This window comes from Pseudobacter ginsenosidimutans (genome assembly GCF_007970185.1).
In the GTDB taxonomy this organism is placed as follows: Bacteria; Bacteroidota; Bacteroidia; order Chitinophagales; family Chitinophagaceae; genus Pseudobacter; species Pseudobacter ginsenosidimutans.
The window spans coordinates 2,444,662-2,462,587 of record NZ_CP042431.1; the positions used below are offsets into that span (position 1 = coordinate 2,444,662).

The 17,926-nt window shown below is 45.7% G+C and carries 20 protein-coding genes; 13 read left to right on the plus strand and 7 right to left on the minus strand.

The genetic code is table 11. The features are described 5' to 3' along the window. The first annotated feature begins 65 nt into the window (after positions 1–65). Together FSB84_RS10045 and FSB84_RS10050 are read left to right on the plus strand one after the other, a co-directional pair. Positions 66–1,094 carry a nucleoside hydrolase gene (locus tag FSB84_RS10045; RefSeq protein WP_130541689.1) on the plus strand — a complete coding sequence of 343 codons (1,029 nt, stop codon included), beginning with the start codon at positions 66–68 and terminating at the stop codon, positions 1,092–1,094. 84 nt (positions 1,095–1,178) lie between these two features. Beyond that, a complete protein-coding gene (locus FSB84_RS10050) occupies positions 1,179–2,225 on the plus strand; it encodes an SGNH/GDSL hydrolase family protein (RefSeq protein WP_158643830.1) in 1,047 nt (348 codons plus the stop codon). Between the two features lie 2 nt (positions 2,226–2,227). On the opposite strand, the gene ligD is transcribed toward FSB84_RS10050, so the two are convergent. Both ligD and FSB84_RS10060 read right to left on the minus strand, forming a co-directional pair. Further along, positions 2,228–4,330: a DNA ligase D gene (gene ligD, locus FSB84_RS10055; protein WP_225980038.1), complete on the minus strand. Its 2,103-nt coding sequence runs from the start codon at positions 4,328–4,330 to the stop codon at positions 2,228–2,230. A 3-nt stretch (positions 4,331–4,333) separates the two neighbouring features. Further along, the gene (locus FSB84_RS10060; RefSeq protein ID WP_130541687.1) at positions 4,334–4,540 is read right to left on the minus strand and encodes a hypothetical protein; all 207 of its coding nucleotides are present in this window, start codon (positions 4,538–4,540) and stop codon (positions 4,334–4,336) included. A gap of 203 nt (positions 4,541–4,743) precedes the next feature. Between FSB84_RS10060 and FSB84_RS10065 the strand changes: the two genes are divergently transcribed. Both FSB84_RS10065 and FSB84_RS10070 read left to right on the plus strand, forming a co-directional pair. Then, positions 4,744–5,184 carry a response regulator gene (locus tag FSB84_RS10065; protein WP_130541686.1) on the plus strand — a complete coding sequence of 147 codons (441 nt, stop codon included), beginning with the start codon at positions 4,744–4,746 and terminating at the stop codon, positions 5,182–5,184. A 52-nt stretch (positions 5,185–5,236) separates the two neighbouring features. Continuing rightward, positions 5,237–6,028, plus strand: coding sequence for a S1/P1 nuclease (locus FSB84_RS10070; RefSeq protein ID WP_130541685.1), 792 nt, complete (start codon positions 5,237–5,239; stop codon positions 6,026–6,028). Positions 6,029–6,106: 78 nt separating this feature from the next. Here FSB84_RS10070 and FSB84_RS10075 read toward each other — a convergent pair whose 3' ends face one another. The 4 genes from FSB84_RS10075 to FSB84_RS10090 form a co-directional block, all read right to left on the minus strand. Next, the gene (locus FSB84_RS10075; RefSeq protein ID WP_130541684.1) at positions 6,107–7,294 is read right to left on the minus strand and encodes a C1 family peptidase; all 1,188 of its coding nucleotides are present in this window, start codon (positions 7,292–7,294) and stop codon (positions 6,107–6,109) included. Between the two features lie 111 nt (positions 7,295–7,405). Further along, entirely contained in the window at positions 7,406–9,334 is a 1,929-nt protein-coding gene (locus FSB84_RS10080; RefSeq protein ID WP_130541683.1) for a PAS domain-containing sensor histidine kinase, read from the minus strand. Between the two features lie 84 nt (positions 9,335–9,418). After that, positions 9,419–9,814 (minus strand): response regulator, encoded by a 396-nt coding sequence (locus FSB84_RS10085; protein WP_130541682.1) that lies wholly within the window; start codon positions 9,812–9,814, stop codon positions 9,419–9,421. Positions 9,815–9,866: 52 nt separating this feature from the next. Beyond that, positions 9,867–10,358, minus strand: coding sequence for a CinA family protein (locus FSB84_RS10090; RefSeq protein ID WP_158643831.1), 492 nt, complete (start codon positions 10,356–10,358; stop codon positions 9,867–9,869). A gap of 65 nt (positions 10,359–10,423) precedes the next feature. Between FSB84_RS10090 and FSB84_RS10095 the strand changes: the two genes are divergently transcribed. After that, the gene (locus FSB84_RS10095) at positions 10,424–10,975 is read left to right on the plus strand and encodes a putative glycolipid-binding domain-containing protein (protein ID WP_130541680.1); all 552 of its coding nucleotides are present in this window, start codon (positions 10,424–10,426) and stop codon (positions 10,973–10,975) included. On the opposite strand, the gene bla is transcribed toward FSB84_RS10095, so the two are convergent. Further along, positions 10,972–11,835, minus strand: a complete 864-nt coding sequence (gene bla, locus FSB84_RS10100) for a subclass B3 metallo-beta-lactamase (RefSeq protein WP_130541679.1) — start codon at positions 11,833–11,835, stop codon at positions 10,972–10,974. The two genes, FSB84_RS10095 and bla, sit on opposite strands and share 4 nt — an antisense overlap. Positions 11,836–11,990: 155 nt before the next feature. On the opposite strand from bla, the gene FSB84_RS10105 reads away from it, so the two are divergent. The 8 genes from FSB84_RS10105 to FSB84_RS10140 all read left to right on the plus strand — a co-directional run bounded on the left by FSB84_RS10105 (position 11,991) and on the right by FSB84_RS10140 (position 17,911). After that, positions 11,991–12,527, plus strand: coding sequence for an RNA polymerase sigma factor (locus FSB84_RS10105; RefSeq protein ID WP_225980039.1), 537 nt, complete (start codon positions 11,991–11,993; stop codon positions 12,525–12,527). A gap of 4 nt (positions 12,528–12,531) precedes the next feature. Next, a complete protein-coding gene (locus FSB84_RS10110) occupies positions 12,532–13,323 on the plus strand; it encodes an anti-sigma factor (protein WP_130541678.1) in 792 nt (263 codons plus the stop codon). Positions 13,324–13,459: 136 nt separating this feature from the next. After that, positions 13,460–14,167, plus strand: coding sequence for a ferritin-like domain-containing protein (locus FSB84_RS10115; RefSeq protein WP_130541677.1), 708 nt, complete (start codon positions 13,460–13,462; stop codon positions 14,165–14,167). Further along, positions 14,142–15,017: a ferritin-like domain-containing protein gene (locus FSB84_RS10120; RefSeq protein ID WP_225980040.1), complete on the plus strand. Its 876-nt coding sequence runs from the start codon at positions 14,142–14,144 to the stop codon at positions 15,015–15,017. The genes FSB84_RS10115 and FSB84_RS10120 overlap by 26 nt, the downstream gene beginning before the upstream one ends. A gap of 28 nt (positions 15,018–15,045) precedes the next feature. Next, positions 15,046–15,435, plus strand: coding sequence for a hypothetical protein (locus tag FSB84_RS10125; RefSeq protein ID WP_130541676.1), 390 nt, complete (start codon positions 15,046–15,048; stop codon positions 15,433–15,435). A 154-nt stretch (positions 15,436–15,589) separates the two neighbouring features. Further along, positions 15,590–16,000, plus strand: coding sequence for a DUF2541 family protein (locus FSB84_RS10130; protein WP_130541675.1), 411 nt, complete (start codon positions 15,590–15,592; stop codon positions 15,998–16,000). Between the two features lie 167 nt (positions 16,001–16,167). Then, positions 16,168–16,908 (plus strand): SDR family oxidoreductase, encoded by a 741-nt coding sequence (locus FSB84_RS10135; RefSeq protein WP_130541674.1) that lies wholly within the window; start codon positions 16,168–16,170, stop codon positions 16,906–16,908. A 79-nt stretch (positions 16,909–16,987) separates the two neighbouring features. Further along, on the plus strand, positions 16,988–17,911 hold the full coding sequence (locus FSB84_RS10140) for a helix-turn-helix domain-containing protein (protein WP_130541673.1): 924 nt from the start codon (positions 16,988–16,990) through the stop codon (positions 17,909–17,911). Positions 17,912–17,926 lie beyond the last annotated feature (15 nt).

A 17,926-nucleotide genomic window follows, 5' to 3' on the forward strand; every position in this document is an offset into this window, starting at 1 on the left:
TGTGGCCAGTCGCTCGCCGGGAGGCGAGCGACTGGCCACACTTCGATTAAACAAAAAATGGCTTTATGAAAATATTCTCAAGTTTCGCATTTGCAGCATTCCTGTTTGTTAGTTGTAATAACAACCCCAAAGAAGAAAAGCCTGCCCCCGTATCCGTGATCTTCGATACCGATATCGGTAATGATATCGATGATGTGCTTGCCTTGCAGATGTTGTTCGATTACGAGAAAAAACAAAAAGTGAAATTGCTTGGCATCACCATCAGCAAGTCTTATCCCCGGGTGATCGACTATATCGATGGTTACTGCCGCTTGCACGGCCATGCAGATATCCCTCTCGGATACGCGTACAATGGCGTGAATCCCGAGCCGCGCCGGTATGTACCTGCCACGCTGGATACTACTATCGATGGTAAGAAATTGCTGTTCCCACAGCGAAGCATAGCCGATAGCCTGCCGGAAGGTTACAAGCTGATCCGCCAGCTGCTGGCAAAAGCTCCTGATCAATCTGTGGTACTGGTGGTGGTAGGACCTGAAACCAATATAGCGCGACTGCTGGAATCCGGCGCCGATGAGCACAGCCAGCTGAATGGGATAGACCTCGTAAAACAAAAAGTGAAACTGGTATCCGTAATGGGAGGTGTGTACACCAACGAATTCAATTTCCCTGAATGGAATATTGTACAAGACCTGGAAGCTTCGAAAGTATTATTTGCGCAATGTCCGGTACCAGTAGTGGCCAGTGGCTTCGAGATCGGGGATAAGTTCCGTTACCCGGCAAAAAGCATCGGGAACGATTTCGAAGGCGGTCATGCCAATCCCCTGGTGATGTCTTACATTACTTATGATTCAATGCCCTATGAGCGTCAGACCTGGGACCTGACATCCGTACTGTATGCTGTTGAACCTGAAAAAGCCTGGTTCGATCTTTCGCCGAAAGGAATGATCACAATCGAGGCTGATGGCAAATCCAGTTTTGCAGAAGGAAAAGGAGAGCAGCAATATCTCATATACAAGAACAATCAGCAACCCGTGCTGAACAGACTGGTGGAACTGGTAACAGGAAAGTCAACTGAAAATAAAGATCAGCATTAGATAATATAGTGCCAGCCTGGTAACACTGCAGCCATTATTTTTATCGGATAGAATCAAACAACGATTGCTCCGATGACAAAAATAATGGCTGCATTTTTTTTGCTGTTCATTTCCTGCTCTGCTGATGCACAACTCAAATGGCATAGCGCTGCTGATCCGAATCTGCATTATATTGGCCGTATCGATTTCTCCAATCCTCAGCTTCCCCGCTTCTGGGCGCCGGGTGTGTATTGCACCGGTAAATTCAAAGGCGACTCTGCCTTGCTACTGGTGAAAGATGAAATGCTCTGGGGCTCCAATCATAATTATATTACGATCGTGATGGATGATGAGCCGCCAGTCCGGTTGCAACTCAAATCAGGCTCAGATACTATTTTATTGAAAACAAAAAAGAAAAAAAGTACACACCGTTTCCTGTTTTGCAAAGCCACGGAGTCCAATATCGGTTACTGCGAAATTGCAGGCATCGCCTGTGAAGCCTTGCTGGCCCCGGACCCGCTTCCGATCCGGAAGATAGAATTCATCGGCAATTCCATTACCTGCAGTGCCGGCAGCGATGCATCTGTGATCCCCTGTGGTAAAGGTAAATGGGAAGACCAGCACAATGCCTACCTGGGTTATGCATCCATAACAGCAAGAACATTACAATCACAATGGCAACTGACTGCCGTTTCAGGTATTGGCCTCATGCACAGTTGTTGCGGAATGAAAATTACCATGCCACAGGTATTCGATAAGATCAGTCTGCACAAGGATACCATTCAATGGGATCTCAACCGATACCAACCTGATGTGGTAACTATCTGCCTGGGACAGAATGATGGTGTACAGGATTCAACGGAGTTCTGCTCACGCTACATCGAATTCCTTCAAACGTTGCGGAGACATTATCCTGCGGCTGAACTGATCTGTTTGACCAGTCCGATGGCTGATATGAAACTCAATAAAGTGCAACGCAATTATCTTCAGTCGATCACTGCTTCCATGCAAGTGCAGGGAGATCGAAAGGTTTCCCATTATTTCTTTTCGAAAATATATAATAGTGGTTGCGACTGGCATCCTGATCTGAAAGAGCACGCGCTGATTGCAGCTGAATTGACGAAGTATATCCGTAAGCGGATGAAATGGTGAGCTTATGCTAATCCCTTCAATACTTTTTTCATATCGATCCCTTTTCCGAGGACCGGTTTGAAAATATCTCCTTCCGATCTTATTCTTGCAATGGCATTGCCGATATGCCAGTCAGTGATTGTCAACCCTTTTTTCACTTCTTCCCAGAACAAAGGCATGCTAACCGGTGCGCCGGGTTTGGGTCGAAGGCTGTAAGGAGCTGCCAGCGTGGCTTTGGGGCGGTTCTGCAAATAATCGATGTACAGTTTTCCCTTCCTGTTTTTGGTGAGCCGCTCGATACTGGTAAAATCCGGAAGGATCTCATGCACCCTCGTTGCGATCAGTTTACCGAAGAGCTGGCATTCATCATAGGTATATTTTGCATTGAGCGGAATATAGATATGGATGCCGGTTGAGCCGGAGCTTTTGGGATACCCCGGTACTTTCAGTTCATCCAGAACCTGTTTGGTGACCTGCGCAGTTTGTATCACCTGCTCGAAGCTATTCTTTGAACTGGGATCCAGATCGATCAGGCACCAATCGGGATGATCAGGTTTTTGAATTGTACTGTTCCAGGGGTTCATCTCGATAGCGCCGGCATTTGCCATGAAGAGTAATGCGCGTTCATCCTCCGGCACCATGAAATTCTTATGTTCGCCTTCACTGGTGGTATAGGGAAATAGCTTCATCCATTCCGGAGCATGTGCAGTGAGGTCTTTCTGATAAAAACTTTTTCCTTTGATACCATTCGGAAAACGGTTCAGCGATTGCGGCCTGTTTTTCAGATAAGGTAAAATATAGGGAGCCACCTGATAGTAGTAATTGAGCATATCCCTTTTTGTATACCCTTCAACAGGCCAGAAAACTTTATGAAGATTATTGAAGGTAAAGGATGATCCGTTGATGATGCGCACCTGAGTGGCATCCGTTGGATTGAGCAGGGTTTTCCGGACAACTTTAGCTGTTTTATCCTTTTCTTTTTGTTTAGTTTTTTTGTACAGTTTTTCTGGTTTCACTGCGTGTTCTGTTTTGGCTTCAGAAGCTTTTTTGTCGGTCCGGAGTGCTTTGAAAGATGGATGCCTGAGTATGCCGCCGGGCGCAACAGTCTGGTAACTTACTTCTGCTACCAGGGCGGGTTTTAGCCAGGTGACCGATGCTTTGGGCGGATTGGGCCGGAAGCGGCTGGGTTTGTTGTATTCCGGAATCTCTTTGAAGGGACAGCGTTTGCTTCGAAGTGGCTTGAAAGCCAGCATCAACTCCTCCTGTGTTTTCTTATTGAAGCCGGTGCCCACCGGGCCAATATATTGCAGCTCTCCATTTTCGTATATACCCAACAGTAAGGAGCTGAATAATTTATTGCTGCCTTCATTCAGCGTATAGCCTGCAATGATAGCTTCCAGCGTTCTTTCGGTTTTGATCTTCAGCCAGTTCCTGGTGCGCTTTCCGGGCTCATAGATGCTATCTTTTTTCTTGGCCAGGATGCCTTCCAGTCCTGTTTTCTGTGCTTGCTTGAAGAAGGTGGTGCCGGTGGTGTCAAAGTCCGGGGAATAGAGAATGATCTCATCGTTCAGGGGAATGATCTCTTTCAATACTTCCCTTCTTTCAGTAAGCGGCAGTGCAGTCATATCCATGCCCTCCAACCAAAGCAGATCGAAGAGATAGTAGCGTAGTTCTCCGTCGGCTTCACTTCGCCATTCCTGCAATGCGGCAAAGTCTGCTTTCCCTTTCGCGTTGATTACGATGATCTCACCATCCAGTACAGCATTTACCTTCCATTGTTTGAAACCTTCATTGATGGGGTAGTATGTTTCATGGAAGGATTTGTTGTTGCGGGAAACAATTTCCACTTTTCCATTTTGTAAAAATGTAATAGCCCTGTAACCATCCCATTTGATTTCATACAACCAATCCGGATCGTTAAATGGTTTGGATGCAAGGGATGCCAGCATCGGACTGATACTTTCAGGGAATGGTTTTTTCTTTTGTACAGACAGATGTTGCAGCAATTCCTGAGGTGAACTGCTGAACGGCGCTTTGTTTTCGGATATACTCCGGCGTTGTCCGGTCTTCTTTTCCGGGGCGGCAGTCTTTTTTCGCGCAGTGCTTTTTTTCCTGCTTATCCACATAATTTAATCTTCTGATTCAGGAGGAGTGTTCTTACCCGATTGGTTTTTGGGATTGCCATAATCCTGCCGGCCGATCGGTCCTGCATCATCATCTTTCTTTTTGTCCTTCTCCTTTTTTGGAGGTTGAGATGTTGCACCCGGCAATTCTATTTTGCCTTTTTGATTGGGTTGGCCGGGAGCTTCCTTTTTCTTATCGGGTCCATTGTTCATGATTCTTGTATTTGGTTCCGGATTTGCGGCACAAAACCGGAACCAGGCGGGTAAGCAGGGACTTTAAACAGATCGGCCCAATGGGCGGGGAAATAATTACGCAATTTCATCAAGCGTTCCATTGAGATGGCCCTTCTGAATATCTGTATTAAAAGTGTAAAAAACACCTGTAAATCCTATCTTAGCAATCTAAACTAGTCCATATGGGTGCTTTGGCTCTACAAAGGGATATAATGCTGGCAGAAGATGATGCAGATGATGTTGAGATCTTTGATCTCGGTTTAAAAGGACTGGAATTCCCTTATTTACTCAGGCACGCTGAGAATGGGGATGTGTTGTTCATCATGCTGAAAGACAAACTACCTTATATTCTTTTCCTGGATATTCATATGCCCTGTAAGGACGGGATTGCCTGCATTGTAGAGATCCGCAAGAACCGCGAGTATGATAAGATGCCGGTGATCATGTACACGTCGGAAATTTCCAAAAAAATAATAGAGGAAGCCTATCGCAGCGGCGCCAATCTTTATCTCGCCAAAACCAATACCATCGCCGATCTCACCGATAAGTTGAGGAAGATATTTTCCATAGATTGGGACAATTACCTGCATTTCCCGCCTCATAGCCAGTTTATAGTGGATTGACGGAAACAAAATCAGTGCTTTTGCTGTATTTTGGCCCGGCAAATCATCATGTATGAAAACAATGAGAAAACTATTGCTGGCAGCGATACTGTTCTATATCCCCCTGCATTCCATGGCCTGGGGCGTACTGGGGCACAGGATTGTAGCAGAGATCGCAAATTCTTACCTGACCAATAAAGCACGCAAACAGATCCAGCGTATACTTGGCAACGAATCCATGGCCATCACCAGTAACTGGCCAGACTTCATCAAATCCGACACCAGTTTCAATTACCTCAGCCCATGGCATTATATCAATCTTCGTGAAGGGCTTACCGAAGCTGCCATCGAACTTCACCTGAAACAGGATACTACCGTAAACGCCTATACTAAGATCGGATGGCTTACCGAACAGTTAAGGGTGAAAGAATTGTCCGCAGATAAGAAACTCATGTACCTCCGCCTCCTGGTCCATCTCGTGGGTGATGTACATCAGCCCATGCATGTGGGAAGATTTGAAGACCTGGGTGGCAACCGCATCCGTGTGCAATGGTTCAATAGCCCCACCAACCTGCATGTAATATGGGATGAGAAGCTGATCGATTTTCAGCAACTCAGCTATACCGAATATGTAAAGGCCATCAATCATACAACGAGAGAACAACGCAAAGCCTGGCAGGCAGAACCCACCAGCCGCTGGATCATCGATTCCTATAATATTGCACAAAAGCTCTATGCCGGGATCACTACGCCGGATCAGAAACTTTCCTATCGCTACAATTTCGATCATGTGCAAACCCTCAATGATCAGTTGCTTAAAGGAGGCGTACACCTTGCCGGGTTGCTCAATCAGATCTTCGGTTAAGAAATAATCTATCAAATAATAGAAAAGGCCACTTCAGTTTTCTGAAGTGGCCTTTTCATAAAAAGAGAAATCTGTTTTTTACAATTTCAGTTTTTGTGCAATGCCTTTTGGTACCGCATTCTTGTGTACCATGATGGCAGTTGATTTGTACTGAACGTAGTTTTTGGTTACATAGAGGAATCCTTTGTAATCGTTAGACAAACCCCAGGAGTTCTTCACCACATAATATTCCCTGCCATTCTGATCTTTGGAAATGCCAACGATCTGCATGCCGTGATCGTCCTGTGTTTCGTAGTTGTCAAACGCTTTCTGGCGGAGCTCGGCAGTGATGGCCATCTCGTTTTTAGGGCCATTGAAGAGATCAGCCTGTTCGGCCGGCGTCATTTTTTCGAAAGGTTTTTCGGGAACAAACGCTACGCCGTTCTTCCAGCTGAAATATTTTTCGCTCACGTCTGTGGCCCAGCCTACAGAGTACCCTGCTTTCAGGGCATTGTCGATAATATCAGTGAGGTCAGTATGTGTTACATTGTACACGTAGCTGAAGCTCCAGTTATCGGGAACGGGGAGGAATGTTTGTGTATAGAAGGGAGCAGTAGTGAGAGAAGACAGCTCGATATAATCATTGGCATTGAGGCCGATCACTTCTTTGGCAAAGGATTGCGGCGTATAGTTTTTGCCTTTGTAGTTGAAAGTTTCAGGAACTTTTCCGAGATAAGTGTCAAGCACGGCAGTGAAAGCAGGGAGCCAGTTGGGCGTGAGCTGTCCATTGCTGTTCTTGATAACGCCGTCCAGCATGCCTTTCAGCAGGTCCTGCATTTCAGCGAATTTGTTTTTGTCGGTACCATAGTTCAGGCCGGTGTACAGTTCCTGTGGGAGTGCGCCATAAGTTGCATAGATATTGGTAACGTCGTGGAGCGCGCCACCATCGCCCCAGCTAACTGCGCCGTGCATGCGAACATAGTTCTTTGCTTTTTCGATATAAACGCAGCGTGCAGTATAGATCTCAGCGATGTCTACCGGTTGACGGCCGATGCGGATCATTTCAGATTCCAGGAAGGAGTTTCCAGAATAGCTCCAGCAGGTACCGCTGCTGCCCTGGTTCTTCACGTCTGTGCAGTTGAGGGAGATCACGGGAGTGAATTCAAATTTTTCTTTGGCTTTTGCACTGGCATTCGCATTGAGCGAGTTCACCAGATTGTCCTGGGCATAGGAGGCAATCGCAACAAAGCCTGTGAGAGCGATGAGAGAGGCTTTCTTCAAGTTCATGTATTTTTCATTTTTGAGGGGCCAAAGATAGGGGCAATGAAAAAAACAGGCATTACCGTACCTGTATCTTTTTTCAGATTTTAATGTGGAAAAATGAAAAATTATGCTTGATCAGAAGCGTTTGGTGGGAATGGTCACTATAAAGGAGGAGCCTTTTCCTTCTTCACCACTGGCACTTATAATGCCATTATGTCTCTCCACAATCTTCTTGCAGAGGGCCAGTCCCAGGCCTGTTCCTTCATACTGGTCCCGTGTATTGAGGCGTGTGAATGTATTGAAGATCCTGTCTGCATGTTGTTGTGAAAAACCGATACCATTGTCTGTAAGTGTGATCTCCAGTTGTGGCTTTTCAGTTTCCTGATACAGGCGGCTGCTGATGATTATTTCTGGCGAAACTTCCTTTTGGGCAAATTTCAGGGAGTTATTGATCAGGTTATAAAACAATTGATAGATCAGCACTGGCGCCCCTTCAAATCCGGGGAAGGCTGAATACCGGATGCTGGCTCCTTTCTGCTGGATCAATACTTCCAGGTCTGTTTCGATATTGAGCAGGATCTCATTCAGATTCACTTCGCTGTAGGCCTGTTCCAGATTGGTGACGGTGGAGTAATTCAGAACTCCCTCGATCATATTGTTCATCCTGTCTGTAGCTCCATAGATCTTATTAAGGTACATTGAAGCCGTTTCAGGGATTTGTTGTCCGAATTCTTTCTCCAGGCGATTGGTAAAGATCTTTACCTTTCTCACCGGTTCTTTAAGGTCGTGTGAAGCAACATGGGCGAACTGGAGCAGGTCGTCATTGGAGCGTTGGAGCTCATGGGTTCTTTCTTTCACCAGTTGTTCAAGGTTTTCTTCCACTAATTTTCTTTCTTCAATATTGGTGAGGGCGCCAACCCATTTATGAATAGTGCCGGATTCATCCTTGATGGGATTACCTACAACATAGAACCAGTTGAAGCTACCGTCTCTGGCCCTGAGCTGGAATTCTATTTTTACAGATTGCCCGGTTTGGATCGCTTCCTGCCATTTTTCAAATACAGGCTTTACATGTGAGGGATGGATGTATTTCGTCCATCCATCACCGGCAGAATCAAGAGCTGAACTGCCGGTATATTCATACCATTGGAGATTGAAAAAATCGCAGAAGCCGTCTGACCTGGCTGTCCAGATCAGTTGTGGCAAGGATTGTGTAAGGCTGCGGAACTTATCTTCACTTTGTTTCAGGGCGTCTTCGGCCAGCTTGAGATCGGAAATATCACGCGTAGTGCCGGCCACTGCTTTCACTTCGCCTTGTTCATCCAGTACTGGTGCAAAAATGTAATCATAAATCCGTCTGCCGAGTATGGCATGTGGGAAGGATACTTCTCCGCGGACAGGCCGTTTGGTTGCTTTCACCTCGTCAATTTCCCGTTCATGCATTTCTGCATGCCAGGGCTCATAACCCAGCTCTATCAGGTATTTGCCCATGGATTCTTCCCAGGTTTTGCCCCACATATCCAGCAGGGCTTTATTGGCATAGATGAAACGGTAATCGAGATCGAAAACATAGATAAGGTCTGGTGTGCTGCCGGCAATGGCTTCATGCAATCTTTTACTGGCCATGAGTTCCTCTCTTGTTAGTCTCAGTTCTTCTTCCACTTCTTTCCGGGTAGTGATGTCTGATACTGTGCCAAACCATTCGATGATCTCGCCCTGATCATTGAAAACGGGAGCGGCTCTGGTTAGAGTCCAACCCGAAGTTCCATCAGGTCTTACTATACGGTGTTCCAACTGGAAAACTTTCTTGTGGCAGATAGCATTGTCGATGGCGGATTGTATCAGATGCTGGTCTTCCGGATGAATATACCGTATGAGCCAGTCGCTGATCGGCTGGCCGCTATCGGAAAGAAAGCCTCTTCCATCCAGTTCATGCATGATGGTCCAGTCAGGGTTCATCCGGTATATTACGTCAGAAGTGGCGTTCACCAGCGCCCGAAACCTTCGTTCGCTATCTTCCATCAACTGTATGGAATTGTCCATATCCTGAACAGTCTTATTCATTCCGGGCGTTATTGGTTGGCAATTTGTGTGTGCCGATCTGTTTCAAAGGGCAAAAGAATAGCTTAAAAATTTGTGCCAGCAGGTTCAGAGGGAAAGCAGCTTACCTGCCAAAGCATGAAGCTCTTCCATTTTGTCTGGCTTCTTGAAAAAGTGGGTAGCTCCGTTCTCTTTGCAGATCTTTTCGTAATGCGTGGCGTTGGAAGTGCTCCAGATTACTTTGAGAGTATGGTTAAACCTTTCCACATTACGCAGGGCGCCAAGAACTTCCGCTCCGGTCATGTCCGGCATATTGTAATCAAGGATAATGATATCAGGGAGTGGATCTGCCGGCCTGTTCATCAGCATATCCAGCGCCTGCCGGCCTGATTGGGCCGTAATAATTTCAGGTGCAGGCTGGTAGAATGAGAAGGCCTCATCCAACAGTTCTATATCATCGGGGTCGTCATCCACCAATAGAATCAACCTTTTCCCAACAGGCATAAAGGGCAGTTATGAGCTAAAAATAGTTCATTTTACATTTTCCGTAAAATAGTTAGGAGGATAAAACTTTATGCAATGCTGCTAAAACTGCATTTACATACGTCAGTTGAACATCGGCCACTGAATCGGTTTTCTTCCGGTGATGCAGTATTTTTTCTGCCAGTACCTTTTTCCTGAATGCAATAGCGAAATAAGCAAATAGCCGGTTTCCGGATTCCGGAACAGGAGATGCATATCCGGTAATACCGATGCCCCAGTGACTACCAAATAAAGCAGAAACTCCCAGGGCCATTTGTGATGCTACTGCCCCGGAAACAGCATTGCATTTCTCCGCAGCAATGGGCTCTACGCCCAGGTGACGGAACTTCTGCGGAATATTGTAAGTAGTGATACCTCCCTGGTAGAACTGCATCGCATCTTTGATTGAGCCCATGGCTTGCTGGATCATTCCGGTGGTAACGCTTTCGGCCACGGCAATGGTCTGTTCATTTTTCAACAGCTCCTTCCCGATTTCCGACAATAATTTTTGATCGAATGGTAACATCGTACAGATGTTTGTAAATGCAGGCATAATATTTATGCCAACAGCACTATCTGAAACAGGAGCCTATGAAAAAGAAAACAGTTGTGTGGAAGGGTTGTTACAGTAACACCACGGAATATATGGAGCTGGTCCGGGGCGAAAGCATCATTGTGCGTGGACATATCACGGGTGAAGAAGAAGGAAAACCATACTATGCTTCTTATATCCTGCATCTGAACCTGCAGTGGGAGGTGCAATCCGTTTCTGTAATGATGAAGAGTGATGAATCTGTTGAACTGTTCTTTGAAAAGAAACCGGATGGCTGGTTCGATAAGGATGGAAAGGCACTGGTCACACTGAAAGATTGTACAGATATCGATATATCACTGACTCCCTTCACCAATACATTACCTGTCAGGAGGCTGGAGATGCCCAGGGGAGCAACAAGGGAAATAACAGTTCTGTATTTCAAACTCCCGGAAGGAGAATTCTACCCTATGCAACAGAGTTATACCAATATCGACGATCGTTTCTATAAATATGAAAATATAGACGGCGGGTATGCCGCTGTACTGGAGCTCGACAAAGATGGGATTGTGGTGTATTATCCCGGCAGATGGCAGCGGGTATTTCCTTAATTCTTCTTTATCTTTTTATCATATGAATCCTGCAGCTCTTTCAATGCTGCATCATAACCTTTACGGTCTTCAAAGGCAGTGGGGTTGTATGGCTGGCCAGGCTTGTGTTTGGTGTGAAGATCGAATTGACTCGCATGTGCAGCCACCCAGATATCGAAATTCAGTTGTTTCATTTTTTTAAGTGTATAGGCAAAGTCTGAAGCGATGCGCGGATAGCTGTGTATTTCACTGAACTTCCTGTCGGAAATGATGGTGGGTAAGTTTGCGATCAGTACCCGGTATGTTCTGTTTTCGTCTTTTACATCCAATAAATAACTGGCAGATCCTTTTGTATGACCGGGATGATGCAGCATTACCAGTTTGGTTTCTCCAAGGCGGATAGTGTCCCTGTCTTGCAGCACACTGTCCGGAACAACAGGAGCAAAGCTGGTTCCGAGTTTGCCCAGTTCATAATCTGAACGTCCTCCGTCAGTCATCACGCCTGAATCTTTTGCATTCACCATCAATTTTGCGCCTGTGAGTTTTTTGATGGCAGCCATGGCGCCTGTGTGATCATAGTGTGCCTGATTGGTGAGCAGTATGCGGATATCCTTCATCTTGAATCCCAGTTTTTCAACACCCGAGCTGATCAGCGGCAGTGAGGCGGCAGATCCTGTATTGATGAGGATATGTCCGTTACTGGTGGTGATCAGGTAACAGGCGAGATCATAAGTGCCCACATAGTATAGATTACCTGCGATGCGAAAGGCTGGATAAGGTTTGGTCCACTCTGTATTGGTGATGGCCGGCTCTTTCACCTGTGCAATAGCAGCAAACTGAAAAAGCAGCAATGCACTGATCAAAAAAATATTGCGGGGCATAGAATAAGTTGATTTATGATAAAGGATTACCGAAAATACAGCATGTGACACGCTGTTGAAAAGTTAAATTCCGAAATCCGACAGATTTTATCTACAAAATAAATCTTTCTTCTTCTGTGAGGCGTATATGAAGCGCAAATGTTATCAACCTACGATTGAAAGAGGCATATACATATTCCGAGCAGGAGCTCGTGGATGCACTCAAAATGCGTATTGGTAAGGCTTTTGGTTATTTATACGATCATTATTCGGCAGCGCTGAACGGCGTTATCATGGATATTTTACAGGATGAAGAAGCAGCAGGCGATGTTCTGCAGGAAGTTTTTATCAAGATCTGGAAACAGATAGAACAGTATGACGCAACCAAAGGAAGGTTGTTCACCTGGATGTTCAATATTGCCCGGAATGCTGCTATTGATGCTACAAGAAGAAAAGAATGGCAAACCAAAAAGCAGCGTTATTCCGTAAATGAATATACATTCCTGCCGGACAAGTCGCCACATCCTTCTGAAGACGCAGGTTTGCGAAGGCTGATACAATCGCTGAAAGCGGAGTACAAAGTGCTGATCGAGTTATCATATTTCCAGGGTTATACCCAGGAAGAGATTGCTGAAATATTGAAATTGCCATTGGGCACAGTCAAAACCAGGATGCGCACTGCTATCCTGTTATTAAAAAAACAGATCAGGTAAAAGAGTGGACATACATGCATACATACAAAGCGGCATCATTGAAAGCTACCTGCTAGGCATCGCTGGTGATGAAGAAAAACAGGAACTTGACCGGTTACGCCGCATTTACCCCGAAGTAGAAAATGCCATCCATCATGCAGAAGAATGGTTGCATGGTGTATCAACGCCTGCTGCAACACCCGTTCCTGCAAAAGTGAAAGAACAGATATTTGCCACTATTCAAGAAGAGCTTGGAATGAATAACGGCATATCGGGAATCATTACTGGCGGCCGGTTGTACAAATATCTGGTGGCGGCCTCATTGATCCTGCTGACTTCCAGTGTAATACTTAACATGGTCCTTTATAGGAAGTATCGGACAGAAAAGAAAAATGTACTGGTATTGCAGGAAGAGCAGCAAAGTCTGCTTGTGCAAAACAACCTGGTCCAGGCAAAGCTGATCAGCTTTGGTGATGATCTGAATAAAGCAACAAGCTCCGGCTCATCCAGAATTGTAATGGATGCTGTTGCGGGCAAAGGAAAATTTCAATCTACTTTACTGATGGATAATGCCGGCAAACAGTTGTTGCTGGTGAGTAATTCTCTCCCCGCTGCACCCGCAGGGAAACAATATCAACTCTGGGCTATCGTGAATGGAAAGCCCGTGAATGCAGGCTTGTTGAATGATTGCATGCCTTACTGCAAGTTCCCTTCCATTGCTCGTGCGCAGGCCTATGCTGTAACGCTTGAGCCTTCGGGTGGAAGCATCGATCCCACGCTTGATCAGATGTTCGTTTTTGGAAAAGTGAACAGCTGAAAAATAATTATCGAAAAATATCCTGAGACTAAAACTTTATTCTTTTACCACGCGTACCTATTTTAGTTACCAATTATTCCAATCTGCCTTCAAAGGGTTTACCACAGTTCTATTGTTAACCTGCTAAAATGTAATCATGCAAAAAGAAAAATGGCAACTGCCTGAAAATGGCAGTGAGGGGTTCATATTGCCCCAACAGGTAGGCAGAAGGAAATTCCTTACTTATATGGGTTTCGCGGCTTCTGTTGCAGGAGCTTCTGCTCTATTGACATCCTGTGATAAAGATGATGACGATAACACAGGAGTGAATCTCGGTGGTGGCGATATTGGAATTCTCAACTATGCATATGCGTTAGAGCAACTGGAAGCCGCATTCTACACTCAGGTGATTGCATCGCAGTATACCGGTATTTCAGCTTCGGAGCTGGCGCTGCTGACGGATATCCGCGATCATGAAGTGGCACACCGGGAGTTCTTCAGGGCCGCACTCGCCGGCAATGCCATCGGATCACTGCAGGTTGATTTTTCAAAAGTGGATTTTTCCAGCCGAACCAGCGTGCTGAATACAGCCAAAGCTTTTGAAGACCTTGGAGTAGCTGCCTACAATGGCGCGGGAAAGCTCATCACTACAAAAGCTTATCTCGAACTGGCCGGTAAGATCGTTTCAGTAGAAGCGCGTCATGCAGGATATATCCGGGACCTGTTGAGCAATGGCAGTTTTGCTGACAACACCGTGGTGGATGCGCAGGGCCTGGACCTTGCCAAATCTCCTGCGGAAGTTTTAAGAACTGCTTCAGCATTCCTCAAAACAAAGATCAATGCATCCAATCTACCCACCTCTTAAATTCAATACCATGAACTTCTTTGATATGATCAGAAATATAGAAAAAGTGGACCCTGAAATATATGAAAGAATGGATACCAGGAGGAAGACCATGCAACAGTTTGCCCGGACGGGCCGCGCACTGGCGCTTACAGCCCTGCCGCTGGCCCTGGGCAGTCTGTTCAAAAAAGCTTATGGTCGTGATACGGCCAGCGTTGTAGGGGTTCTTCAATTTGCACTCACGCTGGAATACCTGGAAGCCGAATTTTATACCAAAGGGGTAGCAACTGCTCCAATCCCTGCAGGTCCGCCATTAGCAGCCATCACAACCATTCGCGATCACGAAAACGCGCATGTGACATTACTGAAGACTGTGATCACACAACTGGGCTCAACACCTGTAGCCAAACCAACCTTCGACTTCTCTGCCGGCAATGGTAGTAACAACGGGCCTTTCAAAGATGTCTTCACCAATTATGCACTCTTCCTGGCAGTAGCTCAAACATTTGAAGATACCGGAGTGCGCGCATATAAAGGACAGGCAGGTGAACTAATGGAGAATAATGATATCCTCACCGCCGCTTTACAAATACATTCTGCAGAGGCGCGTCATGCTTCACATATCCGAAGTATGCGGAGGGCGCTGCTGAACAATACCACCATCAAGCCCTGGATCACAGGAAAGGATACCGGTGGTATCGGTGCAGCAGTACAGGCCAGTTACAATGGTGAAGATCTAACTACACAGGCGGGCGCCAACATTGTGAACATTGGCAATACAGGCATTTCAGTGGCTGCTGCATCTGAGGCATTCGACGAACCTCTCACAAAGGATGCAGTACTCGCCATTGTTGATCCTTTCATCGCTTAAATGATAACAAACTTTAAATACTGGAAAAATGAAAAAGTCAATTTTGATACTGGCGCTCTGCCTGCCAGTTGTGCTGATCAGCAGCAGCTATTCAAACATGCCAACCACTATCGATTCCAAAACTGATTGGATGAAATCCAAAACAGGAACCTGGCCCGGAATGAAGGATGGTAAAACTTATTGGTACAAACTGGATAAAAAAGCAGGTCTCTGGTGGAGTATCGATGGTAAGAAATGGGAAGCAGTAAGCGATGGCGCCTGGGCCGATAAAGATGGTAAATGGCTGAAGATACATGAGGGTAAACTTGTATGGAGCACAGATGGCAATACATGGAGTGAAGTACCGGAATGGAAATGGGAAGGCTCAGATGGAAAATGGTACAAGTTCGATAATAACTGGAATCTCTGGGTGAAATAAGTGGTAACCTTTGATGCAGATAAAAAGGCCTGTGGAGCAATCCACGGGCTTTTTGTTCTTAAACCAATTCTGAAAGTTTTCTTAACAAAGGAGGATCTGAAAAAATGCGGTAAACCTTTTTTTCGTGCAGAAGTCAGAATATAAAATTGATTTTATGAATAAGCAATACTTCCTCTCCGCGCTGACCGTGATAATGATATTTGTTGCAGGATGTTCCTCTTCCAAAACGGCTTCTGCAGAGCCACCGGCAAAATGGGAAGTGCTGGGTGAAAAAAGAGTGAACTACAGAATGGAACGTGATGTAATGAACATTTCAGGACGCGATGTATACAAACAGATCCGAATTGCAGTAAATGGTGGCTCACTCAATATGTACCGCGCTACCATCTACTTTGAAAATGGAGGTACGCAGGAGGTTGACCTTCGCAAGAATTTCCGTAGTGGCAGCTCTTCCAGAGTGATCGATCTTACTGGTAGCCGTCGCCGGATCGATAAGATCACATTCTGGTACGATACCAAAAATCAGTCCCGCCGGAAAGCAGTGCTGACGGTCTGGGGTAAATAATCAGCAATGATGTATCAATACTGAACAGGGATTCCATGATTGGAATCCCTGTTCCATTTTTACACTTTTCTTCCAATTCAGGGATTTTTGCAACTCTTGCTGTAATTCTTGTATGTTCGTTTATCCGGTAATAGCTCAACTTTGTGCTATCAAATCAAACAAATAATATGAGTACTCTGAATAACAAAGTGATCCTGGTAACCGGCGCATCCCGCGGAATAGGCGCATCAGTTGCAAAGGAACTGGCAAAAGGCGGAGCAAAACTGATCGTTAATTATGCCGGCGGAAAAGCAGAGGCAGAAAAGACTGTGGAAGAGATCAAAGCTGCCGGTGGCGATGCCATCGCATTGCAGGCAGACGTGAGCAAGTCTGCTGATGTAAGCAGGCTCTTCGATGAAGCGATTGCACATTATGGAAGGATCGATGTGCTGGTGAATAATGCTGGCATCATGATCACCAAACTGCTGAAAGATACTACTGATGAAGAGTTCACACAACAGTTCGATGTGAATGTTCGCGGCACTTTCAATACTCTCCGGGAAGCCGCCACCAAACTGGCCGATAAAGGCACCATCATCAATTTCTCCAGCAGTACCACCCGCCTGATGTTGCCAGGCTATGGAACTTATGTGGCTACCAAAGGAGCTGTTGAACAAATGACCCGTGTGTTTGCTAAAGAAATGGGAGCACGTGGCATTACGGTGAATGCTGTTCTGCCCGGACCAGTGAATACTGAGCTGTTCACACAAGGGAAGTCCGCAGAACTGATCAGTCGCCTCGCTTCACTCAACGCTTTCAACCGCATCGGTGAGCCGGATGATATTGCCAAAGTGGTGGTATTCCTGGCAGGTGATGAAGCAAAATGGATAAGTGGACAAACCATCGGCATCAATGGCGCCATGGCTTAGATGATACCTGAGGAAAGTGATGGCTGCCTGTACCCCGGGCAGCCATTCTTCTTTTACAGTAATTGCCTAATTTAGTCTCATGTCTTCCAATACGCTTGTAGTAAAAGATCTGAATGAATTATATGATCTCATGGGATTGAGCCATGAGCAAATCGATTCCCGTGACGGCTTCTCGATCCTTTACCTGCAGGAGATCATGAAGAACCTTCCGCTTACTTCTGTACGTTATCGTCCTGATTTCTTCAGCTTTCTTTTCATCAGGGAAGCCTTCGGAAAATATACCATCGATGATCTGCAATTCAATATGCAGCCCCGTACCGTTTACTTCACCAATCCGGGGAACCTGCGTAGTTTTGAATGGCATCAGCTCAACGATACCTGCCTGATCGTTTTCACCGAAGCATTTCTCAAAGAACAGGTACACTCTGATATATACAACGATTTCTCTTTTCTCCTTACAGAAACTGTAGAGCCGCGTGTATTGATGCCTGAACAGTTCAGGGCAATCGAAGAACTTTACCAGATCATTCACCGGGAATATTCTTCCAACTCACCTTACAGGAACAAGCTTATCGGCAGCATGCTGGTGTCTCTTCTTTTTAAGATCAGGGAATATTTCTTCCAGGATTACAATCCTATTTATGAAGGTAATCGAAGCTCACAGATCGTAAGGACTTTCAAACAGAACCTGGAACAGCATTTCAGGGATCTGGCGGGAGGAAAGACTGATACACAGTTGAGGGTGCAGGACTATGCCGATAAACAGTTCCTGCATGTGAACTACCTCAGCAGCGTTATCAGCAGCAAAACGGGAAAGACTGTCAGCGCATGGATTGCAGACAAGACCATTACAGAAGCTAAAGTGATGTTGCAAAACAAACAGGTCAGCATCAAAGAAGTTGCCAGCCGCCTCGGTTTCCTGGAAGCCTCTCATTTCAGTAATTACTTCAGGAAACACACCCATCAAAGCCCGGCGGAATATCGTAAACAATCAGTGCAATAGAAATTTGTAATTATT